This window comes from Pseudozobellia thermophila, from assembly GCF_900141855.1.
Classification (GTDB): Bacteria; Bacteroidota; Bacteroidia; order Flavobacteriales; family Flavobacteriaceae; genus Pseudozobellia; species Pseudozobellia thermophila.
On sequence record NZ_FQYU01000013.1, the window covers coordinates 1 to 24,684 of the forward strand.

Annotated in this window: 24 protein-coding genes and 1 tRNA gene; 14 read left to right on the forward strand and 11 right to left on the reverse strand. The window is 47.6% G+C overall.

What is annotated here, in order from left to right; translation table 11 throughout:
- Nucleotides 1-1,239: PKD domain-containing protein (locus BUB37_RS19265; RefSeq protein ID WP_139278145.1), on the forward strand; the 1,239-nt coding region annotated here is incomplete at its 5' end.
- 138 nt (nt 1,240-1,377) lie between these two features.
- On the opposite strand, the gene BUB37_RS19270 is transcribed toward BUB37_RS19265, so the two are convergent.
- A tRNA-Met gene (locus tag BUB37_RS19270) sits at nt 1,378-1,450 on the reverse strand.
- A gap of 190 nt (nt 1,451-1,640) precedes the next feature.
- Here BUB37_RS19270 and BUB37_RS19275 point away from each other — a divergent pair.
- From BUB37_RS19275 to BUB37_RS19285, 3 genes are all read left to right on the forward strand, one after another.
- Nucleotides 1,641-3,005: an alanine/glycine:cation symporter family protein gene (locus BUB37_RS19275; RefSeq protein WP_072995474.1), complete on the forward strand. Its 1,365-nt coding sequence runs from the start codon at nt 1,641-1,643 to the stop codon at nt 3,003-3,005.
- Complete coding sequence (gene era, locus BUB37_RS19280; RefSeq protein ID WP_072995475.1) at nt 2,992-3,879, forward strand: GTPase Era; 888 nt, start codon at nt 2,992-2,994, stop codon at nt 3,877-3,879. Before BUB37_RS19275 ends, era begins: the two co-directional genes overlap by 14 nt.
- A gap of 85 nt (nt 3,880-3,964) precedes the next feature.
- Nucleotides 3,965-5,482 carry a choice-of-anchor I family protein gene (locus tag BUB37_RS19285; protein ID WP_072995476.1) on the forward strand — a complete coding sequence of 506 codons (1,518 nt, stop codon included), beginning with the start codon at nt 3,965-3,967 and terminating at the stop codon, nt 5,480-5,482.
- Nucleotides 5,483-5,524: 42 nt separating this feature from the next.
- Here BUB37_RS19285 and BUB37_RS19290 read toward each other — a convergent pair whose 3' ends face one another.
- A complete protein-coding gene (locus tag BUB37_RS19290; protein ID WP_072995536.1) occupies nt 5,525-6,016 on the reverse strand; it encodes a GTP-binding protein in 492 nt (163 codons plus the stop codon).
- A gap of 80 nt (nt 6,017-6,096) precedes the next feature.
- On the opposite strand from BUB37_RS19290, the gene der reads away from it, so the two are divergent.
- The 7 genes from der (at nt 6,097) to BUB37_RS19325 (ending at nt 13,971) form a co-directional block, all read left to right on the forward strand.
- Nucleotides 6,097-7,401: a ribosome biogenesis GTPase Der gene (der, locus tag BUB37_RS19295; protein WP_072995477.1), complete on the forward strand. Its 1,305-nt coding sequence runs from the start codon at nt 6,097-6,099 to the stop codon at nt 7,399-7,401.
- A 154-nt stretch (nt 7,402-7,555) separates the two neighbouring features.
- Nucleotides 7,556-10,309, forward strand: a complete 2,754-nt coding sequence (locus BUB37_RS19300; RefSeq protein WP_072995478.1) for an outer membrane beta-barrel protein — start codon at nt 7,556-7,558, stop codon at nt 10,307-10,309.
- A gap of 77 nt (nt 10,310-10,386) precedes the next feature.
- Nucleotides 10,387-10,863: a nucleoside deaminase gene (locus BUB37_RS19305; protein WP_047245513.1), complete on the forward strand. Its 477-nt coding sequence runs from the start codon at nt 10,387-10,389 to the stop codon at nt 10,861-10,863.
- A gap of 36 nt (nt 10,864-10,899) precedes the next feature.
- Nucleotides 10,900-11,274 carry a DUF7079 family protein gene (locus tag BUB37_RS19310; protein ID WP_139278146.1) on the forward strand — a complete coding sequence of 125 codons (375 nt, stop codon included), beginning with the start codon at nt 10,900-10,902 and terminating at the stop codon, nt 11,272-11,274.
- 224 nt (nt 11,275-11,498) lie between these two features.
- On the forward strand, nt 11,499-12,452 hold the full coding sequence (locus BUB37_RS19315; protein ID WP_072995480.1) for an SDR family oxidoreductase: 954 nt from the start codon (nt 11,499-11,501) through the stop codon (nt 12,450-12,452).
- A gap of 93 nt (nt 12,453-12,545) precedes the next feature.
- On the forward strand, nt 12,546-13,058 hold the full coding sequence (locus BUB37_RS19320) for a hypothetical protein (RefSeq protein ID WP_072995481.1): 513 nt from the start codon (nt 12,546-12,548) through the stop codon (nt 13,056-13,058).
- 1 nt (nt 13,059) lies between these two features.
- A complete protein-coding gene (locus tag BUB37_RS19325; protein ID WP_072995482.1) occupies nt 13,060-13,971 on the forward strand; it encodes a helix-turn-helix domain-containing protein in 912 nt (303 codons plus the stop codon).
- Between the two features lie 61 nt (nt 13,972-14,032).
- Here the strand turns inward: BUB37_RS19325 and BUB37_RS19330 are convergent, their stop codons facing one another.
- The gene (locus tag BUB37_RS19330) at nt 14,033-15,244 is read right to left on the reverse strand and encodes a hypothetical protein (RefSeq protein ID WP_072995483.1); all 1,212 of its coding nucleotides are present in this window, start codon (nt 15,242-15,244) and stop codon (nt 14,033-14,035) included.
- Between the two features lie 205 nt (nt 15,245-15,449).
- Here BUB37_RS19330 and BUB37_RS19335 point away from each other — a divergent pair, with 205 nt between their 5' ends.
- Nucleotides 15,450-16,016 (forward strand): Crp/Fnr family transcriptional regulator, encoded by a 567-nt coding sequence (locus BUB37_RS19335; RefSeq protein WP_072995484.1) that lies wholly within the window; start codon nt 15,450-15,452, stop codon nt 16,014-16,016.
- A 52-nt stretch (nt 16,017-16,068) separates the two neighbouring features.
- A complete protein-coding gene (locus BUB37_RS19340; protein WP_072995485.1) occupies nt 16,069-16,530 on the forward strand; it encodes a DoxX family protein in 462 nt (153 codons plus the stop codon).
- A gap of 151 nt (nt 16,531-16,681) precedes the next feature.
- Here BUB37_RS19340 and BUB37_RS19345 read toward each other — a convergent pair whose 3' ends face one another.
- The 8 genes from BUB37_RS19345 to BUB37_RS19380 all read right to left on the reverse strand — a co-directional run bounded on the left by BUB37_RS19345 (nt 16,682) and on the right by BUB37_RS19380 (nt 21,942).
- Nucleotides 16,682-17,014, reverse strand: coding sequence for a hypothetical protein (locus tag BUB37_RS19345; protein ID WP_072995486.1), 333 nt, complete (start codon nt 17,012-17,014; stop codon nt 16,682-16,684).
- 1 nt (nt 17,015) lies between these two features.
- Complete coding sequence (locus BUB37_RS19350) at nt 17,016-18,020, reverse strand: permease (protein ID WP_072995487.1); 1,005 nt, start codon at nt 18,018-18,020, stop codon at nt 17,016-17,018.
- 98 nt (nt 18,021-18,118) lie between these two features.
- The gene (locus BUB37_RS19355) at nt 18,119-18,502 is read right to left on the reverse strand and encodes an ArsR/SmtB family transcription factor (RefSeq protein WP_212635331.1); all 384 of its coding nucleotides are present in this window, start codon (nt 18,500-18,502) and stop codon (nt 18,119-18,121) included.
- 227 nt (nt 18,503-18,729) lie between these two features.
- Nucleotides 18,730-19,521, reverse strand: a complete 792-nt coding sequence (locus BUB37_RS19360; RefSeq protein ID WP_072995488.1) for a TPM domain-containing protein — start codon at nt 19,519-19,521, stop codon at nt 18,730-18,732.
- Nucleotides 19,502-19,939, reverse strand: a complete 438-nt coding sequence (locus tag BUB37_RS19365; protein WP_072995489.1) for a TPM domain-containing protein — start codon at nt 19,937-19,939, stop codon at nt 19,502-19,504. Before BUB37_RS19365 ends, BUB37_RS19360 begins: the two co-directional genes overlap by 20 nt.
- Nucleotides 19,940-19,942: 3 nt before the next feature.
- On the reverse strand, nt 19,943-20,542 hold the full coding sequence (locus tag BUB37_RS19370) for a LemA family protein (protein ID WP_072995490.1): 600 nt from the start codon (nt 20,540-20,542) through the stop codon (nt 19,943-19,945).
- Between the two features lie 93 nt (nt 20,543-20,635).
- Entirely contained in the window at nt 20,636-20,965 is a 330-nt protein-coding gene (locus BUB37_RS19375) for a MerR family transcriptional regulator (RefSeq protein WP_072995491.1), read from the reverse strand.
- Nucleotides 20,965-21,942: a M23 family metallopeptidase gene (locus BUB37_RS19380; protein WP_072995492.1), complete on the reverse strand. Its 978-nt coding sequence runs from the start codon at nt 21,940-21,942 to the stop codon at nt 20,965-20,967. The genes BUB37_RS19375 and BUB37_RS19380 overlap by 1 nt, the downstream gene beginning before the upstream one ends.
- A 101-nt stretch (nt 21,943-22,043) precedes the next feature.
- Between BUB37_RS19380 and alaS the strand changes: the two genes are divergently transcribed.
- A complete protein-coding gene (gene alaS / locus BUB37_RS19385; RefSeq protein ID WP_072995493.1) occupies nt 22,044-24,659 on the forward strand; it encodes an alanine--tRNA ligase in 2,616 nt (871 codons plus the stop codon).
- Nucleotides 24,660-24,684: the final 25 nt, after the last annotated feature.

Below are 24,684 nucleotides of genomic sequence, written 5' to 3' on the forward strand. Positions count from 1 at the left end.
GCGGAGGTGGTGGTTTCCGGGCTTCCGGATACGGGCGTTGCCGGTACCTACACGGTGACCTATAACGTGAGCGACGAGGCGGGAAACCCGGCCGATCAGAAGAGCAGGGAGGTAATCGTAAGCGAGGCCGCTGACACCACTCCGCCAGAGATTCTCTTGGTGGGGGGTACGGTGAACCTATTGGTGGGGGAGGCCTACGTCGAGCCGGGATATACGGCGACTGACGATGTTGACGGGGACCTAACCGCGGAGGTGGTGGTTTCCGGACTTCCGGATACGGGCGTTGCCGGTACCTACACGGTGACCTATAACGTGAGTGACGAGGCTGGAAACCCGGCCGACCAGAAGAGCAGGGAGGTAATCGTCAATACACCGGGCAATGAGCCTCCGACTGCTGATGTATCTGCCATTCCGACTTCCGGGGCAGCACCCTTAACGGTCCAGTTTATTAATAATTCCTCGGATTCGGAAGGGGCTATCAGCCATTTTTGGGATTTTGGCGATGGTGCTACTTCGAACCAAGTAAGCCCTTCGCATATATTCCCTGCCGCAGGGGTTTATGATGTTGTTTATACAGTCACTGATGATGGTACGCCCCCACTTAGCGATTCTCAAACGATAACGGTTACGGTGGAGAATACGGCTCCTATCGCCGTAGCTTCGGCCCCCAGTACTTCTGCTCCTGGTTCCGTTGTGTCCTTCATAGGGGATGGTTCATACGATCCAAATGGGGATGATTTAACGTATTCGTGGGATTTTGGGGATGGAAGTGGCCTGTCCAATTTGGTCAATCCAACGCATCAATATGTAAATGAGGGAGACTATGAAGTTGTATTGACCGTTGATGACGGGCACGGGGGAACGGACTCCATGACACTGAATATATTGGTAAGGATCCCCACTACCTTCGATCGGTCAACGGGCCGTCTTAACGCCTCTGCCGGATCTACGGTTACAATAAAAATTGTTTCTGCAGGTTCAGGAAAGGGGTCGGCTGAAATAAGCGTGAGTACTGAGCCCAATGGAGCTGGGACCGTATTGTCTGGTCTATCTACTTCTTGGAATGGTTTAAAGGATGAGTATTTTAATGAACAGGATACGGCCAGTTTTACCATGCCGGACAATGGGGAGGTTTATTTTGTAGGAAGGCATTTGGGCCTATTGGGAACATCTGATACCTACCTTACAATTAACGGTCTGGTTTTTTTACTGGATAATGGGAATCCTATTCCGGAATAAGGGATAATTGTTCAGGTATATGCTTTTTTTGGGTATCCACATTCCGAAGCCTTCGAAACTCGGGCTTTGCCCTTGTACGGGCCAGGCCAACTTGCCCCAAAAGAAAAAGCCACCAACTTTCGTTGATGGCTTGCCTTGTAGCGGGGACTGGACTCGAACCAGCGACCTTCGGGTTATGAGCCCGACGAGCTACCTACTGCTCTACCCCGCGATATGGGTTTCTTCCCACTTGTCTTACGACCGCAACCCATGACGTTGCCGAGAAGGCCGCTACTATTTGTAACGGGCGACAAATATACAACGGTTTTATGGTATTATCAAAACTTGTGGGCAGAATCTTTTTGTTGCCACTTTAAATTAAAATCGTTAAAATGCATACCTTCGAAACTTGCTAAGTATTTATGGAGCGAATTAACGATTTTATTGCCAGTGCCTTGCCGTATACCGAGTGGCCTATGTTTCTTTTGCTTATTGGGGGTGGACTTTTTCTAGTGTTCTATTCCAAATTTTTGCCCTATCGGTTTTTTGGCCATGCCATTGCCATTACGGCGGGCAAGTACGACGATAAAAACGCCAAGGGCGATGTCAGCTCGTTTCAGGCCCTATCGGCGGCGGTTGCTGCCACCGTGGGCTTGGGCAATATTTCGGGGGTCGCCATCGCCATACACGATGGTGGGCCGGGCGTTGTTTTTTGGATCTGGGCCACCGCCCTGATCGGTATGTGCATAAAATTCTATTCCTGTAGTCTGGCCGTTATGTTCCGTACTACCGATGCCGACGGAAAACTACAGGGAGGCCCCATGTATTACATTACGCAGGGGCTAGGGCCCAAAGCAAGGCCCTTGGCCACCTTCTTTGCGATTTGCGGCCTTTTTGGCTTCTTGGGCGTGTTTACGGCCAACCAATTCACCGAAACCTTCATGAGCGTGGTCGAACCCGAGGAAACCTTGTTCGCGGCAAGCGAACAGAATTGGAAGTTGGGCATAGGACTTGCATTGGCGGTAATTACCTCCCTGGTTATTTTTGGCGGACTGACCAAGATCGCCAAGGTGGCCTCGGCGATCGTTCCCTTTATGGTATTGGTATACCTTATTGCGGTGATCGTGGTAATGGTATTGAACTCTTCGCAGATCCTTCCCGCCCTTAAAATGATCTTTACCGAGGCCTGGAACTTTAAGACCGTGGTTACCGGAGGCTTTTGGGGCTTGGTGATCATCGGTATACGAAGGGCCATGTTCTCCAACGAAGCGGGCTTGGGTAGTGCGCCTATGTATCACGGACAGTCGAAAACCGATAGTCCCGTCAAAGAGGGACTCGTGGCCATGTTGGGGCCGTTTATAGATACCATATTGGTTTGTACCTTTACGGCAGTGGTTATTATTTTGAGCGGGGCGTATTTAGAAGACTCCAGCGGTATCGTAATGACGCTTTCCGCCTTTGAGACCACCCTGTTCGGTTTGGGCGACGATCTCTTGATGGTCATCGTAACGGCTTTCGCCTTATCGACCCTTTTTACCTATTCGTACTATGGCGTAAAGTGTTTGTCGTTTTTAACGAATGCCAAAATCGGTAAGTTTTACAATTGGTATTTTGTAATTATGATCGTTTTTGCCGCGGTGGCCTCCCTTGAGCTGGTGAAGAACCTGATCGATCTTTCGTACGCATTGATGGTGATACCCAATATGATTGCCGTACTTTTGTTGGCGCCAAAGGTAAACAAGGCTTCGGCCGAATATTTTAAAAAGTTAAAGGATGCAAAAGCATAAAGCAGGTTTTGTAAATATTATAGGTAACCCCAATGTGGGCAAGTCTACCCTTATGAATGCTTTTGTGGGAGAGAAGTTGTCCATTATCACCTCAAAGGCGCAGACCACAAGGCACCGCATCCTGGGCATTGTCAATGGCGACGATTTTCAGGTCGTTCTTTCCGATACCCCGGGCATTATCAAGCCGGCCTATGAGCTGCAGTCGTCGATGATGAACTTTGTAAAATCGGCCTTTGAAGATGCCGACGTACTGCTGTATATGGTAGAGATCGGTGAAAAGGCCCTGAAGGACGAGGCTTTTTTCGAAAAGATAAAGAACAGCAAAATTCCCGTGCTCTTGCTGTTGAACAAGGTCGACACGGCTACGCAGGAATTGCTCGAAGAGCAGGTACAGTACTGGCAGGAAATGCTTCCTACCGTTGAGCTGCATCCTATTTCTGCCCTGTCGAACTTCAACGTCAAGAATGTTTTCGAACGGATTATCGAATTGCTTCCCGAGGCAGCGCCCTATTACCCCAAAGACCAGTTGACCGATAAGCCGGAAAGGTTTTTCGTCAATGAGACCATCCGCGAGAAAATACTGGTACACTACAAAAAGGAAATTCCCTATTCGGTAGAAATAGAGACCGAAGAATTTCATGAAGACGAAGATATCATCCGGATGCGGGCGGTGATCATGGTGGAGCGCGATTCGCAAAAAGGCATTATCATCGGCCATAAGGGAAGTGCCCTAAAAAGGGTAGGGGTAGAGGCCCGTAAAGACCTGGAGAAGTTTTTTGGAAAGCAGGTGTACTTGGAACTTTATGTGAAAGTTAATAAAAACTGGCGAAGCGATGCCCGGCAACTCAAACGCTTTGGGTATAACCAAAACTGATTCATAACCTTAGCTTATTGATTAGGTTACCTTGGGGTCAAGGTGGTTTTTCATTTTTGTTGGAAATAAATAACCATACCAAAAAATGAAAAGATCCTTATTGATGGCACTCGTTGTGGGTGCCACCCTTTCTTCATGTATTAAAGATTATATAGGCACGCCTGGTGGAGGCCCCGATGCTTCCGAGCTTAGGTTTAACAAAATCGGCGGCTTTGCAAACGGCTCCGGTGACGAAGGCTTTGCAGAGATCAGTGCCTTCGATGCCAAGACGCAACGACTGTTCATTGTCAACCCCAACGAAAACGAGGTGTCCGTTTGGAATATCGCCGACCCTTCAAATGCGGTGAAACTATCGGGTATACCCCTCAACGGAACGCCGAACAGTGTGGCCGTACATGGTGGACTCTTGGCCGTGGCCGTTGAGAATGCGAATAAGCAAACAAATGGTGCTATTGCGACCTACGATACCGAGAGTCTTCAGTTGGTCGATTCGTATACCGCCGGGGCCCTTCCCGATATGGTTACCTTTTCCCCCAACGGCAAATACATAGTTGCTGCCAACGAGGGCGAGCCCAATGATGGGTATACCGTAGATCCCGAGGGTTCCATTACCGTCATCGATTTGAAAAAAAGGGAGGTCGGTACCCTGTATTTCTCCAATTTTGATGCCGGCCAGATCGGTAACGGTTTTAGGGTGTTCGGTCCAGGTGCTACTTTAAGCCAAGACGTGGAGCCCGAATACGTGGCCGTATCCGACGACAGCAAGTACGCCTACGTAACCTTGCAAGAGAACAATGGCATAGCGGTAGTAGACCTTAGGGCCATGGCCATATCCGCGGTTTATGGCCTAGGGACCAAGGACCATAGGTTGGGGAACAATACCATGGATGCCAGTAACAAGGATGGCCTTGTCGGCAATTTTCAAAATTGGCCGGTATATGGTTTCTATATGCCCGATGCCATTTCCTTTGCAAAAATCAAGGGAAGCGACTACCTGATTACCGCCAATGAGGGAGATTCCAGGGATTACGACGGCTATTCGGAGGAAGAAAGGGTAAAAGACCTCGATTTGGATCCGACGGCTTTTCCCGACGCCGAAGAATTGCAGCGTGATGAAAACCTGGGCCGCCTAAAAATAACCACCGCCAACGGCGATGTTGACGGGGATGGCGATTACGATAAGATCTATTCGTATGGAGGCCGGTCGTTTTCCATTTGGGATACCCACGGTAGCTTGGTGTATGACAGTGGGGACGATATCGGGAGAAAGACCTTCGAAATGGCCCCCGATTATTTTAACGCCGACGAAGGGGAGCCCGATGGGAGAAGCGATGACAAAGGGGCCGAGCCCGAAGCGGTAACCACGCTCAAAGTGGGGGGCACTACCTTGTTGTTCGTCGGCTTGGAACGAACGGGAGGCGTCTTGGTCTACGATATTACGAACCCGACGGCACCCGCCTTTTTAAATTGGATTTTCGATGTTCAAGACGTGGCGCCGGAAGGCCTGTTGGTAGTGCCGGCGAAGGATAGCCCCACTAAGGAAAACCTATTGGTCGTTACCAACGAGGTGAGCAATACGATTTCCATCTATGAAATAAAATAGTGTACATATAAGCCTTGTCGATAAGGGGTCATTGGGGCAGGATTAGGCCTCGATGACCCTTTTCATAAAATCGTAGAGCTCTTGCATTTGGGGCTTTCCCTTTTGCTTGCCCGCCCTTCCAAAAGCGTATAAAACGAACCAGAGCACGACCATAAAGACCATTAGGCCTAGATGGAGTCCATAGGGTTTGTCCAAAGATGCCCGCGAATAGGCCCAGATACCCAGTATGGTGAATAAAGTGGCTATCCCAAAGTGAAGGAACATAAAAAAGGTCCATAAGGTAGGGTTGGGGCCAAAAAGTCCGTAAACCTTACTTTTGCCATCTTCCATATTCTCCACTTCCAACTGCAATTGGGGCGACCAAAAATGAATATGGCCGGCATTGAACTTTATGAATACATGGTCGTCCAGACGTTTTATGACAAAGGGGGCTCGCCCTGATTTCTCGAAGGCCTGCAAAAGGGTTTCCTTCGCCGTCGCCAGTTCCAACTGAAATCGGGGGCGCAGAACGATGTCGTTGGGCAAGACTTTCATGGTCAATGACTTTTGTTAGAGAATAAGATACGTATTTCGTTAAAATATTAGTGGTACTTTTGTCGTAAAATTAAATGCAAATGAGTGCTATTGTAGCCATTGTGGGAAGACCAAATGTGGGAAAGTCCACTTTTTTTAACCGTTTGATCCAACGTCGTGAAGCCATCGTCGATGCCGTTAGCGGGGTTACCCGCGACCGCCATTACGGAAAAAGTGATTGGAACGGTAAGGAATTCTCCTTGATCGATACGGGAGGTTACGTTTTGGGTAGCGACGATATTTTTGAGCAAGAAATCGATAAGCAGGTCCAACTGGCCATCGATGAGGCCGATGCCATTATTTTTATGGTGGATGTCGAGGCAGGGATTACCGGTATGGATGAGGATGTGGCCAACTTGTTGCGCAGGGTCGACAAACCCGTTTTTTTGGCCGTAAACAAAGTAGACAATGCCAAAAGGGCCGAAGATGCCGTTGAGTTTTACGCCCTGGGGCTAGGGGAGTATTTTACCCTTTCGAGCATAAACGGCAGCGGTACGGGCGATCTATTGGATGCCTTGGTAAAAGTGCTTCCCGAAACCCATGGGGAAGAGACCGAATTGCCCCGTTTTGCCGTAGTGGGAAGGCCCAATGCCGGTAAATCGTCGTTTATCAATGCCCTTATAGGCGAAGAACGGTATATCGTAACGGACATCGCGGGTACCACGCGCGATAGCATCGATACGCGGTACAATCGTTATGGTTTCGAGTTCAACCTCGTCGATACGGCTGGCATTAGGCGAAAGGCCAAGGTAAAGGAAGACCTGGAGTTTTATTCGGTGATGCGCTCGGTAAGGGCCATTGAACATAGCGATGTATGTTTGCTGCTCTTCGATGCCACACGAGGCTTCGACGGACAGGTGGAAAACATATTTTGGTTGGCCCAGCGCAACAACAAGGGGGTCGTTATACTGGTCAACAAATGGGATTTGGTGGAAGATAAGGAGACCAATACCATGAAGCAGTACACCCAGCGCATTAAAAAAGCCATCGAGCCTTTTGTGGATGTGCCGATTATATTTATTTCCGCCTTGACCAAGCAACGTATTTTTAAGGCGATAGAAACGGCGGTAGAGGTGTACAAGAACAGGTCGAAAAAAATAAAGACCCGCAAGCTGAACGACGTTATGCTGCCCATTATTGAGCGTACCCCGCCACCAGCCTATAAAGATAAGTACGTTAAGATCAAGTTTATAACCCAATTGCCGACACCCTATCCGCAATTTGCCTTCTTCTGTAACCTGCCCCAATACGTGCGCGAACCCTACAAACGTTTTTTAGAGAACCAACTTAGGGAGAACTTCGATTTTACCGGGGTGCCCATTACCGTATTCATGCGAAAGAAATAAACGGGAAAGAGGGTGGAAGCTCCCCTTGTTGTGCATTGGTGAACGCTGAAGGCCTTACAGTTACATAAACTTTTGTTAATAGGTAACTAAGGTTTTAGTTGGAATGTTATTTTTGGTCCTTTCCTAGTGATCAAACCACCAAAACCAAAACCAAATGCACAAGATCTTGCCAGTTTTCGTACTGTGCACCTGCTTTTACTACAACGTTTGCGGACAAGAATTCAAAATCTCGGGCACGGTCATCGACGCCGCCTCCGAACAGCCCCTCGAAGCTACCACCATTTATGCCGAATCGCCCAAAGATAGTACCCTCGTGGCCTATACGATTTCCGATGAAAACGGGTATTTCGAGCTCGAAGATCGCTCCGCCTTAAAGAAAATGAACCTATTTTTTTCGTACAACGGCTATAAGACCCTTACCATGCAGGTGGAGGTAAAGCCCGAGGTGAAATTCGGCACCGTACGTTTAGAACCCCAGACCCAAGAACTCGAAGGAGTGGATGTCGTGGGCGAAAGGGTGCCCATAACCATCAAGAAGGACACCATGGAGTTTAACGCCGACTCGTTCAAGACCCGGCCCGATGCCAACGTTGAGGATGTGTTGAAAAAATTACCGGGAGTGGACATCGATAGCGATGGCAAGATAACGGTAAACGGTAAGGAGGTCAGCCAGGTATTGGTCAACGGACAGGTGTTCTTTAGCAACGACCCCAAGGTGGCGACCAAAAGCCTTCCGAAAGAGGTAATCGATAAAATACAGATCACCGATACCAAAACAAAAACCCAGGAGTTTACGGGTGAAGAAGGCGACGGGGAAACCAAGACCATCAACCTCACCATCAAAAAAGACAAGAACAAGGGGGTGCTGGGCCGGGTATCGGCAGGTTACGGTAGCGATGAAAGGTACCAGCTGAACGGCATTCTCAATTACTTTAACGATAGCAAGAGGGCAAGTGCAATTGCTAGCTCGAACAACATCAACAACTCGGGTTTTTCCTTTGATGAAATCTATGATATGGTAGGTAGGTCGAGGGGTGGGTACAATGGCGCAAGGGATGCGGGCCTGTTGAACAATTTCGGAAACGGGATTACGACCTCTTCCAATCTAGGGGCGAGTTACGCCGATGCCCAAAAGGGCAAGTATGAAATCGATGGAAACTATTTCTACGGCTATAGCGATAGCTACAACGACCAAAAGACCAGTCGGGAGAACATTTTGCCCGAGGGTCGGTTTTTTACCGATAGCGAGAACAAGTTTAGGGGCAGCACCAATTCCAACCGCGGGGCGGCCAATCTGGAGTTCGATATCGATAAGACCCTACGCGTAACCCTGGAGCCTTCGATGAGCGTCAACCGCACCGACTCCTACAATACAAACAGCTCGGTGTCTTACGATGGTGAGGGTGCCCAGATCAACCGGAACGAACGCACGACAACGGACGACGGGTTCCAGAGAAACTTCGGCAATCGCTTTAGCATTATTAAAAAGCTCGATACCATCGGAAGGTTCATAAGCCTGTCTTTTAGGAATACCAACAACGAAGACCGCACGCAATCCAACCTGTATTCGGTAAGCGAGGTCTTTGATGCGGATGACGGGACACAGGTGCTCGATCAATTTTCGGAGGTTGTCAATAAAAGAAATTTCTATGAGGTAAGTGGGGAGTATAGGCATCCTATTGCCGAAAAGACCTTTTTGGATCTTGAATATGCCTATAGCTATGACGATAGGGATAACAGGAAGGAAGTGTTCGATAGTGATGAAGACGGGACCTACAGCCTTTTTAACCAAGAGCAGAGTTCCAACTTCAATTTCAAGAATGTACAGCAAACCCCATCCATAGGAATAAGGAGAAATGGCGAAAAGTTTCACTTTAGGGTGGCGGCGGAATACAAGTTTAGTGAATTGGGCAATCAAGACTTTTTACAGAATACCGGTTTTACCAAATCGTATGAAAACCTGTTGTTCAATGCCAGGGTGCGCTATTCCTTTGGTAAAAATAAGCGATTTCGTGCCCGGTACCGAAGTAGTTTGAATTTTCCTTCGGTCAACCAATTACGGCCGGTTCCCAATATCAGCAACCCCCTGCACATCGTTATCGGTAATCCGGAACTATCTCCGGCGGTACGGCACAACATCAGTTTTAACTACAACGATTTTAATTGGAAAGAGCGTACCGGGATGTACGTTTATTTTAATATGGACGTGTACAAAGACAGGGTGTCGGGTATTTCGACTACCGACGAAAACCTGTTGAGAACCACAAGGTATGCGAATGTCGATGGCAACTACAACGGTTGGGCCGGATTCGGCTATTCAAAGGGAATCAAAAAAGACAGTACCCTTACCGCCAAATTCAACTTGCGGCCCGGTATCAATTTTGGCAGGCAGGTGAGTTTTAGCAACGGGGTGCGCCTAGAGGCCCAAAGCCTTGATGTATCGCCCTATATATCGGCCAATATCAACTACAAGGAACTGGTCGAGATCGAACCGGGGTATGGGGTTGCCTTCAACAATACCAACTACAACCTCGATAATTTTGAGGACGTCAGGTTTACCTCGCAGAACGCCAGCCTAAGAACCACCACCTATTGGCCCAAAAACGTAATCTGGGGCAACGATATCCGCTACACCTATAACGGCAACGTAGGAGAGGGGTATAAAAAGGATGCCGTTTTTTGGAACATGAGCTTGGGGCTCGAAATCTTAAAGAAAAAGGCAACGGTAAAGGTGTTGGCCTACGATTTGCTCGATCAGAACATCAATACCCGAAGAACGACCGGCGAAGATTTTATCCAAGATTTTCAGGGCACGGTGCTGACCCGCTATTTTATGGGCAGCTTTACCTATAAGTTTGATCAATTCGGGGGCAAAAAAGGCCCGAAAAACCGATTTAGAAGGTATTGAGCCTATTTTTTATTGACAAGCTTTTTGTGTTCAATTCTTATCTTTAGCCCAAGTTGAAAGCAATGTGGCATACCATTATGGATAACAAACACGAATTTTTTATGCACAGGGCCATTGAAATGGCGGCAAAGGGAATGAACTCGAATGCAGGCGGCCCCTTTGGCGCCGTAGTCGTAAAGAATGGCGAAATTATAGCCGAGGGGCACAATCGTGTCACTTCTACCAACGACCCCACGGCCCATGCCGAAATGGTCGTAATCAGGGAAGCCTGTAAAAAACTAAATACCTTTCAGTTGACCGATTGTGTGATCTATACCTCTTGTGAACCCTGCCCTATGTGCCTGGGCGCCATCTATTGGGCAAGGCCCAAGGCGGTATTCTACGCCTGTACAAAAGAAGATGCGAAGGCCATAGATTTCGACGACCAGTTTATTTATGATGAATTGGACAAGGAAATGGCCGATCGACAAATAAAATTTGTTCAATTGCTGCGAAACGATGCCCTTCCCGTTTTTAAAAGCTGGGAAGAAAAAAACGACAAAACGGAGTACTGAGTACAGTATCACTTTGATCTTGGCATGGACGGAACCTTGAACATAGAAGAAAGAAAACCGATTTGGACCGCGCTATCCGAATTCTATCGCGATACCGAACTTCAGGATGCCGACTTCAGGTATATGGCACGAAAAATTTTGGAAAGTCCCTATTCTTTTGAAGAAGTTAGGGTGATTGATAAATACGAAGTTTTTCCTGTCTTACGGTCGAATTTAATGGACGTTGCCGGGGTATGGGCCGGATTTAAGGAGGAGTGGTTGGTTAACAAGATACGGCAATCGCTATCAAAACGAAGCGCGGTAAAAATAATAGAGATCGAAACTTCTTACCGGGCCTTAAAATGGATGAATAGGGATTACTGGGGAAAACTTGAAAAAGTCTACAATGAAATAAAATCAAATACCCTTTAAAAGGTATTTGACAGAAGAACAAAAAGCACCCTGTTCCGGGGTTGAAACCCAAAAACCATTGCTTCATACGCCCGTAGCCAGAACCCTGGGCAAGGTCAAGAACCAAACATAGGCCTATACAGGTAACAACTCCACCAAAAAGTATACACCATTCGTAAATCTGTATAAGGGGGTATGGGCACCTTGCACCTACCTTTGTCCTGTTATTTGAAAAACAGGAAAAGATGAGTTCTAAAAATCAATTTGGCAAACAAGGGTGGACACCCGATAGAATTGGGTCACTCAAGGGAAAAACCTTTGTGATTACAGGTACAACCAGTGGTACGGGATTTGAGGCGGCCAAAATACTGCTATCGAAGCAAGCAAAAGTGGTGATGTTGAACCGAAACCCCAAGAAAGCGGCCGATACCCTGGCTACCTTGAAACAAGAGCTTGGCAATGCCATTGATGTAACCAATATACAAATGGACCTGGCATCGCTGGCTTCCGTAAGAAAGGCTGCGGAAGGAATAAAGAACACCGTTGCCCGAATCGATGCCCTCATGTGCAATGCGGCCATTGCCCAAGTACCCAAACAGACCTTTACCGTTGATGGTTTTGAAAGTCAGTTGGGCGTAAACCATTATGGTAACTTTTTACTTCAGGCACTGCTTTACCCCCAAATCGAAGCCTCTAACGGACGCATTGTTGTGGTAGGAAGCATGGGGTACAATTTAGGTATTAAAACCATACAGTTCGACGATATGAACTGGGACAAAAATTATAGTCCGAATGGGGTATACAGTCAAAGTAAATTGGCGCAGATCATGTGTGTCTACGAATTGCAAGACCGATTGAAACAGGCAGGCAATACGAAGGTAAAGGCATATGCCTGCCACCCTGGGGCATCTTCAACCTCACTGATCAAGACCAGTGGCAGCCTTTTGACAAGGTTCGTATGGCAAATCATGAAATTGACCCCCATGGTACAATCGGCCGAAAAAGGTGCCTACCCCGAATTGATGTGTGCCACGGAACCCGATTTGGACCAAGAGGGATTCTATGGTCCCACGGGCAAAAATTATTGGACGGGACCCGTTGGGGAATGTAAGCTAGAGCCCCATGCAAAAGACAAACCGGTGTTGGAGAAACTTTGGGAATTATCGGAAAGGGAAACGGGTGTACAGTGGAATTTGTAACTTAGTCAACAAGCTAAAAACTTTGGGGCAAGCCCTTCGGCGAAAACACCCCCACTTAATGGATAAATCAAGAATTCATAAATAATATCAACTATGGATATTTTAAAGGCAGCGACCGATTGGGCAAAGGCCGAACTTTTTTCAACGCCGTTTTTCATGCTCTTCGGAGTCGCGTTCTTGGTGGCTAGCTTGGGCTTTTGGCAACTGGGAAAAACAGAAATGGCCAGGGCCTACATTATTCCTACTTTGGTAGCAGGCACCTTGCTTTTGACCATAGGGCTGGGCTTGTTTTTTACCAACAAAACAAGAATCACCCAATTTGAAAAAGCTTATCAAACGGATGCAGCGGCATTTGTGGCTTCTGAGCTAGAGCGTGCCGACGGCACCTTAAAAGAATACAAGACCATTGTTTTTACGGCCATTCCGATACTTATCGCCACCTGTGCTTTGGTCTTGTTGTTCGTAAATACACCGATTTGGAGGGCAAGTATGATAACCACCATAGCCATGCTGGTCGTTATTCTATTGGTAGACGGTACGGCCTATGCGAGAATCGATGCCTACAACAAACAATTGTTATTAGTGGAAAAAGACTTAAAAAAGTAACATGCAGCATTTTAAAACCTTATCGGCCTATATGGATTATCTGGAACTTCCGCGTCCGGAACACCCGATGCTGAGCGTGTTTTCCGCTTCGGAAGGCGGTTTTTTGCCTTGTCCGAAAGAGAGCTCACCGCCCATCACCAACGATTGCTATTCCATTAGTTTAAAAAAGATTGTAAAAGGTAGCCTAACCTACGGTAGAACCAAATACGATTTCACCAACGGTGCCATGATTTTTCTTGCGCCAAGGCAGGTATTGCAGTGGGACAATAGTGCGGTGTTCGAACAAAAAGGCTTTTCCATCAACTTTCACGAAGATTTTCTGAAAGGGACGGAGTTGGCGCATCAAATCAAAAAATATGGCTTCTTTTCGTATTCGGCCAACGAGGCCCTGCATCTTTCCCCCAAGGAGGAAAAGCAGATAGAATCGATTGTAGGGAATATTGAGATCGAGTATCACAACAATCAGGACGAATTCAGTAAAGACATCATCATCTCGCAATTGAGCACTCTTCTAAAATATGCCAACCGTTTTTACGAAAGGCAATTTTTGCATAGAAAAGAACTTTCCAATAGCCTGTTGGAGCAGTTTAACCTGCAAGTATCCTCATATTTTGAATCGGGCCAATTGCAGGAAAATGGGATTCCTAGTATAGAACATATCGCCAATCAGATGTCGGTTTCACAACGCTACCTTAGCGATACGCTCAAAAAGGAAACCGGTAAGACCACGACCGAACATTTGCAGTTACGTTTGATCGACGAGGCCAAGAATAGGTTATTACAGCCCAATAAAAGTATAGCTGAGGTGGCCTATGAACTGGGCTTTGAATATCCACCCTATTTCTCGCGCCTGTTCAAAAAGAAAGAAGGCATCAGCCCTACGGCCTACCGGGAAAAATATAGCATGAATTAAACCTATGGTGCCAACGCTCATGGTGGCGGTCCTGTTCCGATATTTGATGGGTGACCGGGCGTCAAGTGTCCGCATCGTTCTTCTTGCCCCCGGCCAACAAGCCCAAAAGGGACAATAAGATCAGTAGGCTCACCAGGGCCAGGCTGGGATAGTAGGCGGAAAACATCCCTAGGGAAAACCACGACGCTACCCCCTTGTAAAAAATCAATACTTCGGTAAGGGCAAAGCCTGCGACATAGCCGTAAAAAAAGTTCTTTTTTATGGGTAGAAGTCCGAAAAAATCAAGGAAGACCCATAAGGCTATGCTAACGACACCTAAAAAGGTCAGGTGTAGGTAGCCGATGGTAATGTCCAAATAGGTGACCGCCAACTGGGCAAAATAGGGGATGGCACTCAATAACTGCATGGCCATCTTTATGCCCCATAATACGGCGACCAGTTTTAATAGCTTTTTGTGGAAGTTGGAAAATATAGGGGTGTCCGCGCCCAATAGGCTTCGGGTGGACTTTACTAAAATGTAAAAGGCCGCAAGCTGTAAGGCGGCACCCGATCCACCTAAAATATAGCAGGGGACGGGCGGTTTGGCGAACAAGGTGGATAGGAAGAAAGAAAGGACGATTCCTAAATTGAGCGTCCAGAAGAAGCGGTCGAAGGTCTTTGTGCCCATGTCAAGCCGGTGTTTTTCCAGAATGAAGAGAAAAACGGCCGCCAAGGCCATGATCATCCATCCGTTATACAAAAAATGAAGGTAGAAATAAATGGCCAGGCGGTACCAAACCGATTCGCTTCCAAGCGTAGTCATGATGCCCCCCAAGGCCCACGGGCCCAAGCTGGAGACCAACAAATAGCATAGGGCGGCCTTGGCGCATTTTACGGAGGGGGCCTTTTGAAACCTCGAAGGCAGGTGTTTGTAGAAAAACCAAGCGAACCAATAGGATGCAAATAAAAAAAGCGTCGAGAAAATTATGGAAAAAAGGGCATAGCCCTGAAAGGGAAAAGTAAGCAACATGCCAACCAAGGTAAGTTGCGTAAACCAGAAGATCTTATTGTATTTTTTATCGACCCCGGCCCCACTTAAGTAAAGCTTGTACAGCAATGTGGTGAGTCCCAAATACACCCAGCCCAGCAGGGCTATGTGCGAATGGGCGTGAACCACATACTTATAGGTTATGGGAATGTCGAAGACCCTGAAAAACCGAAGTACACATCCCAAAAGGGCCGCTATGGCAAAATAGAGCAAGGCTGTGCGGGCGTGTTTTTTTAGAGCTAGCATTTACCGGTCGTTTTACGGGTGCTAAGTTAGAAATCTTTCTCCTTGAAAATGCCTATACATGGCCAAATGACCAAATGTAAACCCTAGGTTTCCAACCATGGCCGTTCAGGCAAAAAGCACTAAATTTAACGACTTGGGACTTTTATGGCGAATGGCCCAAGCAAGGTTTACGCACAGGTAACAATCCGGTAGGGCAAACTTCACCATGGATGAAATAAGGGAATACTTTCGACAAATGGTTGACTTGGACGATGCCGACTGGCAAGTGTTTTCCTCGAAACTCAAAAAAAGCGAATACCGAAAAAAAACCATTCTTCTAAAACAAGGGGAGGTAGAGAACCATCTTAGTTTTATTGAAGAAGGTTCCGTGCGATTGTACGTTCCCAAAACAGAAAACGACCTGACCTTTGGCTTTTGCTTTAAGGGCGAGTTTATAAGTGCCTATGACTCGTTTTTGACCCGATCGCCCAGTTCCTACCAGACCGAGACCCTAACAAAGACCATCTTGTGGAGGTTGGATTTTAACGACCTGCAGGATATTTACAAGCGGACTAAAATCGGTAATGCCATTGGTAGAATAACGGCGGAAAGACTTTTTTTGATAAAATCGAGAAGAGAGCAGTCCTTGCTGGACGATACGGCCGAAGAAAGGTATTTGAAATTGTTCGCCGAAAGGCCCCAACTGATCAAGGAAGTGCCCCTAAAATACCTCGCTTCCTATATCGGCGTTACCCCACAGGCCCTGAGCCGCATCAGAAAGCGAATTTCTTAACTTGGGTTCATAGGAATGGCGGGCCGATATCCTGAAATTTGGCACAAAAAAGATGAAACCTCTTATAGTACTGTTGGCAACTTTCGCAATTTCATTGGTCGTGTTGAAATTGAAACGGGGTACCTGCGATTACGCCCTCTCTGCCCGTACGGGCATGACCGTAATGTTACTGTTTACGGCCATGGGGCATTTTATGTTTACGAAGGGAATGGCCCTTATGGTTCCCGATTTCATTCCTTTCAAAACGGAAATGGTCTATTTTACCGGTTTGGTCGAAATACTGGCCGCCTTGGCACTTCAAGTTCCTAGACTTAGGGTGGTTACGGCGTGGTTGCTGATACTCTTCTTTGTACTGATGTTACCTGCCAATATCAAAGCCTCCTTGGAAACCATCGACTATCAAAAAGGCACTTATAACGGAAACGGTCCAATGTATCTATGGTTCAGGATTCCCCTACAGGTATTCTTTGTTTTGTGGGTTTACCTAAGTGCCATAAAAGCTTCCTGGCAATAACGCGCTTTTCGGCCATACTTGGTGTAAAAAGGGAACCCCGGCCAATGATGGGCAAAAATCATCACTCCTCCACGGTTGCGTTTTTATTGGTTTTTTAGCTTGCTAAACAGAGATGTAATCCTTCGCTGAAAGGCGGCTCGATAATTTCTATTTACCCTTTTCGCCTAGAATTCAGTAGGAATATGTAATTTACCAATACCACCAAAAGCCCCAATAGCACTACCGCCGATGAGTGCAAGGCGTTCAATACGATAAGGTTGGTACTCGCCCCCGACAAAAGGGCATACCAGAAAAAGGGACAGAATACCCCTACGAGCGAAATATTCCGTCCTGTCTTCATTCCCTTCCTAAACCTTGTTGCCTTATCGTCGTACTTCAGATCCGTGGTTTTTTTGCCCTTGAATACAGCCCTACATTGTCTTCCCACGAAAGTGTAGGGGCAGGCCTTGATCAATGATTTGATAAAGTGGGTTAAGGTCTTCATACTAGAATAAAAAGTAAAATATAAATCCACCGACAATTGCCATGGCCATTACCGAAACAATGAAGGCTATGATCGCCCTGGTTTTTAACATCGACGAGATAATGGCTATTTCGGGTAAGCTTGCCCCGGTTCCGCCTATGATAAGGGCCATGGCCGCTCCCATGCTCATGCCCTTGGCGATAAGTGCGCTTAGAATGGGAATCGCCATTTCAATTCGCAAATACAGGGGTACCCCGATGAAGGCGGCCAGGGGAATGGCAAGGGGACTGTCGTTGCCCAAATATTCCTGTACCCATGCATCGGGTACGAAGATGGCCGAAATGGCACTGATAAGGGCCCCGAGCAGTACATAGGGGAAAATGCGCTTGAACAAGGCCCAGGCAAATGACAGCGCCTCGTTCAGTTTGGTGTTCGAAGGATGGGTTTGGCTGCATGCGGAAGCCGGCGATCCCGAGGGCATGGAAGAGCAGGATGTTTGATTTGAATCGGCCTTCGATAGCTCTGGGCACGCCGTTGTTGTGGCCCCACAGGTGGTTTCCGGTTGCGGGGTGCAGGGGGCGGAAATTGAGTATATTCGTTTTACTTCATGCTTCAATGATGTTTTTCCCACAAGCGAACCTATCAATACGGAACCTATGAAGACAATAAGGAAATAGGTCAAGGCGATCTGCCAACCAAAAACACCGAAAATAAAGCCTACTACCACAAAATTGGCCAGTGGGGCCGAGAGCAAAAATGAAAAGACCATGGCAAACGGGGCGCCCATTTCGATCATGCCCATGGATACCGGAACCATGGAAGCACTGCAAAATGGGGTTGGTATACCGAGCAAAGCCCCGGTCAAGCCACTGTATTTGCCGGTTTTTGACAGTCTTTTTTGAAGTTTTTCCTGGGGTATAAATGCCCTGACCAAGCCCGTTAGTATCGATACCAGGGCAATAATAAAAATCAATACTCCACCTACGTGTATAAACTCCTGTAGGGCCGAATTCAATTTTTCGTTCATAATTGGAAACTTATTAAAGGTTGATGTTAATTATATGTTTACATGCGCATGTGTGCATATATTGTGATAAAAAAAAGGATTTATGGCTTTCCCGAACCCTATGTGCCAGGGTACGGAATATCGTCGTCCTTCGTCCGCAGGGCCAGTTTCACTTTACACCTGGTCATTTCCTTGGTCATTTCCGTTTCAGGGATGGAGCAGATGGCTTTGTGGACAAACTGTCCAAATTCACCCTCGAGAGGGGAGAGGTGATAGAAAACCCATTTCCCTTCCTTTACTTCATTGATCAACTTGGCATCCTTCAATATCCTTAAATGCCGCGATACGTTGTACTGGTATACCTCCAAAACATCAACAATTTCCGAAACACAGACTTTTTCATCAATATTGAGGAGTAACCACATGATCTTCAATCGGGTCATGTCCGATAGGGCCTTGAAGACTTTGATGTAATCATCCATTTCCTTTTCTATATTATACATATGTGTTTTTGCGCATATGTAGAACGGGAGCGAATTTAAAAATACTTTTTTAAATCCCAAGGTGTTTTTTCGCTTTTTGCGAAAAACGGGGCAGGTAGGTCCAAGAAACTAGTCCTAAAATGTTTGGGGCTTGGTCAAAGGGTTGCGTTATGCGTACGGGTAGGCCCGTTTGATCGTGTCTTAGCGTCTTAAAGGGTCTGCAGTTCCCGATTTTGGAGAATGGGTTGTTACCACCCTCCCGAGGCACCGCCGCCGCCAAAGCCGCCACCTCCGAAGCCACCGCCAAAGCCACCTCCGAAGCCACCACCTGAACTTCCGCCAAAGCCGCCCGACCCGCTGCTGCGGCCCATGTTGCTGAGAATGATCATGTCCCAAATATCGAGACCTCCAGAGCGTTTGCCGCCGTTTCGCCCACCACCTCGCTTATTGCGGTTCGAAAGGATGATAAGGATGACGAAAAAGATGATAAAGGGGAGTAGGGAAGACAGGGGAAACCCTCCACCATCGTCAAAGGTGCGTTCTTCGTCGAACTCACCGTTCAATACTTGAAAAATGGCATCGGCCCCTTGGTCGAGTCCGCCATAGAAATCGCCATTTTTAAACCGGGGCAGGATAATATTTTCAATAATCCGACGCGACATGGCATCGGTTAGGCTGCCTTCTACCCCATACCCGGTGTTGATCGCTATTCGACGATCGTCCTTGGCCAATAAGATCAGCACCCCGTTGTCTTTTCCGGCTTGGCCAATACCCCATTTCTGGCCCCACTGGGCCCCGAGATAGGTAATGTTCTCACCTTTGGTGGAACTGATGATGGCCACTACGATCTGGGTCGAGGTGCTGTCGGAATAACGGACCAATTTTTGTTCCAGGGCCTTTTCCTGTCCGTCCGGCAAAAGGTCTATGTAGTCGTAGACACTGGTTTGTTTGGCAGGTTTTTCGGGTATCTCGAACTGTGCCTGTATAAAGCCGAAGCAAAGGAGAAAAAGGAAAAGTATGCTAGCCTTTTGATATCTCATTGCTCAGTTCGTTTTCATCGTCTTCTTGCCATGGGAAATGGGTGCGGAGTTCTTGTCCGGCCTTTAAAATACCGTCTATTATCCCCTGTTTGAAATTGCCTTGTTTGAATTGTGCCTGAATGGCATCCTTGGTCGTGTTCCAAAAATCGGCAGGTACCACCTTGTCGATGCCACGGTCGCCATAAATGGCGAATTTCCGGTCGTTGACCGCCACGTATATGAGCACGCCGTTGTCGTCTTTGGTATTGTCCATCTTCAGCAAATGGAAAACCTGCTTGGCGCGCTCCATAATATCAAGGCGGGTGTGGGCCTCGATATGGACCCGGATCTCGCCCGAAGTATTTTTTTCGGCTTCAAGTATGGCCTGCACAATTTCTTGTTCCTCTTCGGCCGTTAAAAAATCCTCTACTCGCGACATAGTTTAATTGAACTCGAAGTTGACATCGGGGGCATTCTCGGAACCGGGGTCGGCCTTGTATCGGGCCATTTCCTCAAAACCGAAGAGTCCCGCCAATAACTTGCCCGGAAATTTAGTGGTGTGTATATCGTAAAGGTTCACTTTTTCGTTAAAGCGGTCCCGGGCCACGTTGATGCGGTTTTCGGTACCTTCCAACTGCGACTGTAGTTCGAGAAAGTTCTGGTTGGCCTTGAGGTCGGGATAGCGTTCAACCACGACCATCAACTTGCTTAGGGCCCCGGTCAGTCCGTTCTGTGCTTCTTGGAAGGCCGCTATGTTTTCGGCACTTAGGTTGTTGGCATCAATATTGGTCGAGGTGGCCTTGGCCCTTGCATCGATGACATCCTTGAGGGTACCTCTTTCAAAATCGGCCGCACCCTGTACGGTCTTGACCAAGTTTCCGATAAGGTCGTTTCTCCTTTGGTAGGCGCTCTCTACGTTAGACCATGCGGTCTTGGCATCGGCCTGAAGCTCTACGGCCTTGTTGTTGAAACCAACGGCCCACTGGTAAATACCGATTGCAATAACACCGAGTACAATAAGTGCGATTAATCCTTTTTTCATTGTTGCGTGTTTTAGTGAATATGTGCTATGTAGTTATGGTTCTTGATCGATAAAGGCAACTTTGTCCTATGGGACGGGAATAGAGCCGATTCGTTACAGCTGTTCCTTGATTTTTACGAGTTCTGCCTTGATTCGCTCCAGTTTGTCGATGATCTCGAATTTATCGAGGGTCTTCTGGCGGTTTTCTTTCAGGTGGATCTTGGCCCCCTCCAGGGTAAAACCGCGTTCTTTGACCAAATGGTAGATCAATTTTAGGTTGTTGATGTCCTGTGGAGTGAACTTGCGATTGCCTTTGGCATTTTTCTTAGGTTTAAGGGCATCGAACTCCTTTTCCCAAAAACGGATGAGGGAGGTGTTTACACCAAAGGCCTTGGCCACTTCGCCAATACCGTAATACCTTTTTTCTGGGAGCTCTATTTGCATTAATCTAAAGATTGATTTTCCTGTGCGGCGTATTTGAGCATGTTCTCAAATTCCTTGGCCGTTAAACTACCGTAGTAGAAATTGATGGGATTGATCCTTTCGCCGTCCTTCCATACTTCGTAATGAAGGTGGGGTGCTTCGGAACGCCCTGTGTTGCCTACAAAGCCGATAAGGTCGCCCCTCTTCACGCTTTGTCCTTTTTTTACATTGTACTTGCTCAAATGGCCGTACAGGGTTTTATAGCCATAGCCATGGTCTATGCGGATGTGCTTTCCGTAGCCCGAAGATCCGTTGTCGGCACGGATTACCTTTCCGTTTCCCGTAGCGTAGACCGGTGTGCCCTTAGGGGCCGAAAAGTCCATGCCGCGATGCATTTTACGCGCTTTGGTAAATGGATCCGAACGCCAGCCGTAACCCGAGGCCATTCGTTTGAGGTCCTCGTTCTTTACCGGTTGGATGGCCGGGATGGCCATTAACAGTTTTTCCTTTTCCTCGGCCAGTTTGGTAATCTCGTCCAACGACTTTGACTGAATGGCCATCTGCTTTTTGATGATGTCGAGCCTTTTGGTGGTGGCCTTGATCATTTCCGAATTGTTGAAACCCTCCAAGGATTTGTATCGGTTGACCCCTCCGAAACCGGCGCGCCTTTGCTCTTCCGGTATGGGATTGGCTTCAAAATAGAGACGGTAGATATTGTTGTCACGGTCTTCGATATTGGCCAAAACCTCTTCCATTTGCTGCATCTTGCGATTGAGAAGCTCAAACTGGAGTTCGTAGTTCTTTACCTCCCGCTGTAGGGAAAGCTCCCTAGGGGTGTTGATCAGGTTGGTGTTCATCAAAAGCACCAAGGCCAGTAATCCAAAGAGAAAGGAACCTAAAAAGAAAAAGGCGATATTACGATAGCGCCTCGTTTTCTTGGGCTCAATTTTTCGATACGACAGGGTATCGGGATCGTAATAGTACTTTACCTTAGACATGAATCTATTTTATCCTATTTTTGTGGCGTTTTAACGTAACAAACAAATATAAAAATAGTTTTGTTTATAACGTTAAAATTTATAAAACCTTATAACTTTCTATGACTTCCAAAGACATCCGAAAACAATTCTTGAGTTTTTTTGGGGACAAGGGACATAAAATCGTTCCCTCGGCACCCATGGTTATCAAAGACGACCCGACCTTACTGTTTACCAATGCGGGAATGAACCAGTTCAAGGAGTTTTTCCTGGGCAACAGTACCATCAAGAACCCGAGGGTGGTCGATACCCAAAAATGCCTTCGGGTGAGCGGTAAGCACAACGATTTGGAAGAGGTGGGCAAAGATACCTACCACCATACCATGTTCGAGATGTTGGGCAATTGGAGCTTTGGCGATTATTTTAAGGAAGAGGCCATCAAATGGGCATGGGAGCTGTTGACCGAGGTGTTCAAGATCGACAAGGACAGCCTATACGTCTCGGTTTTTGAGGGAAGCGACGACGCCGACCAATTGGGAATCGACCAAGAGGCCTATGATCTGTGGAAGGCCATCGTGCCCGAAGATCGGATCATAATGGGCAATAAAAAGGACAATTTTTGGGAAATGGGCGATCAGGGACCCTGTGGACCCTGTTCCGAAATTCATGTAGATCTCCGATCTGCCGAGGAAAAAGCCCGGGTCTCCGGTGCTTCCCTCGTCAATGCCGACCATCCCTTGGTGGTCGAGATATGGAACCTCGTTTTTATGCAGTACAACCGCAAGGCCGATGGAAAGCTCGAATCCCTTCCCGCCAAACACGTCGATACGGGTATGGGCTTTGAGCGCCTCTGTATGGTGCTGCAAGGGGTGAAATCGAACTACGATACCGATGTCTTTAAACCCATTATTCGCGAGATAGAGGCAATTACCCACAAAAAATACGGGGCCGACGAAAAGACCGATATTGCCATACGGGTTATTGCCGACCACATTAGGGCGGTTTCGTTTTCCATTGCCGACGGACAATTGCCGAGCAATACGGGGGCGGGTTATGTAATTCGTAGAATTTTGCGCCGCGCCATTCGCTATGGCTTTACCTTTTTAGATACCAAAGGGCCCTTTATGTACCGCTTGGTGAACATCCTTACCAATACCATGGGCGAGGCCTTCCCCGAGCTGAAGGAGCAGAAACAGTTGATCGAAAACGTGATCAAGGAAGAGGAGCATTCCTTTTTGAACACCCTGGAACAGGGCTTGGTACTTTTAGATCAGGTAATAGCCGGTACCAAGGGCACCGAAATCGACGGCAGAAAGGCCTTTGAGCTGTACGATACCTATGGTTTCCCTATCGACCTGACCGCCTTGATCCTCTCGGAAAAAGGCTATAGTTTGGATGAAGCGGGCTTTGAAAAGGCCATGCAGGAACAAAAGAACCGTTCGAAGTCGGCTTCCGAGGTTTCCAAGGAAGACTGGGTCGTGCTTGCCGATGATGTAGAGCAGGAGTTTGTGGGCTACGATATGCTCGAAGCCAACGTAAAATTGGTCAAGTATCGAAAGGTGACCTCAAAGAAGGCGGGCGAACAATACCAATTGGTGTTCAACCTTACCCCGTTCTATGCCGAAGGCGGAGGTCAAGTGGGCGACAAGGGCTATTTGGAGGCGCCCAATGGCGATGTGATCTATATTCTCGATACCAAAAAGGAGAATAATGAAATCATCCATTTTGCCAAAAACCTGCCCAAAAACCTGAACGAGACCTTTAAGGCGGTCGTCGATAAAAAACAGCGCCGGCGAACCGAGGCCAACCATACGGCCACACACTTGCTGCACCAGGCCTTGCGACAGGTGTTGGGTACCCATGTAGAGCAAAAGGGCTCTGCCGTGCATTCGAAATACCTGCGTTTTGATTTTTCACATTTCGCCAAATTGACGGCCGAGCAATTAAATGAGGTAGAGAATTTTGTGAACGCCCGAATAGAGGGCAGGCTGCCCTTTGAGGAAAACCGCAAGGTGCCCATGAAGGAGGCGCTAGAGCAAGGGGCCATGGCCCTGTTCGGCGAAAAATACGGCGACACGGTGCGCACGGTGCGCTTCGGCCAATCGATCGAACTGTGCGGGGGTACACACGTTAAGAATACGGCCGATATCTGGCATTTTAAGATCAAATCGGAAAGTGCCGTGGCGGCCGGTATACGCAGGATCGAGGCCATTACCTCGGATGCCGTAAAAGATTTTTTTGAAGAGAACAACAAAACCCTACAGGGCATTAAAGAGGTACTCCACAATGCCCAAGACCCGATAAAGGCGGTATCGTCGCTCCAAGAAGAGAATGCCCGGCTAAAAAAGGAAGTGGAGAACTTGCTGAAGGAAAAGGCCAAAAACCTGAAAGGGGAACTGAAGAACGAACTGGAAGAGGTGAACGGGGTGAAATTTTTGGCCAAGAAGGTCGATTTGGACGCCGGCGGCATCAAAGACCTTTCCTTTGAGATGGGCAATAACGAAGACAACCTCTTTTTGCTGTTCGGTACCGAACAGAACGGAAAGGCCCTGCTTTCGTGCTATATCTCCAAAAACCTGGTGGCCGAAAGGGAATTGAATGCGGGCGTTATAGTCCGTGAACTGGGTAAATACATCCAAGGCGGCGGGGGCGGCCAGCCCTTCTTTGCCACGGCCGGGGGTAAAAAACCCGAAGGAATCGATGAGGCCTTGGCCAAGGCTAAAGATTATATAAAGTAAATTATAACAACGCTTCGCTCATTTA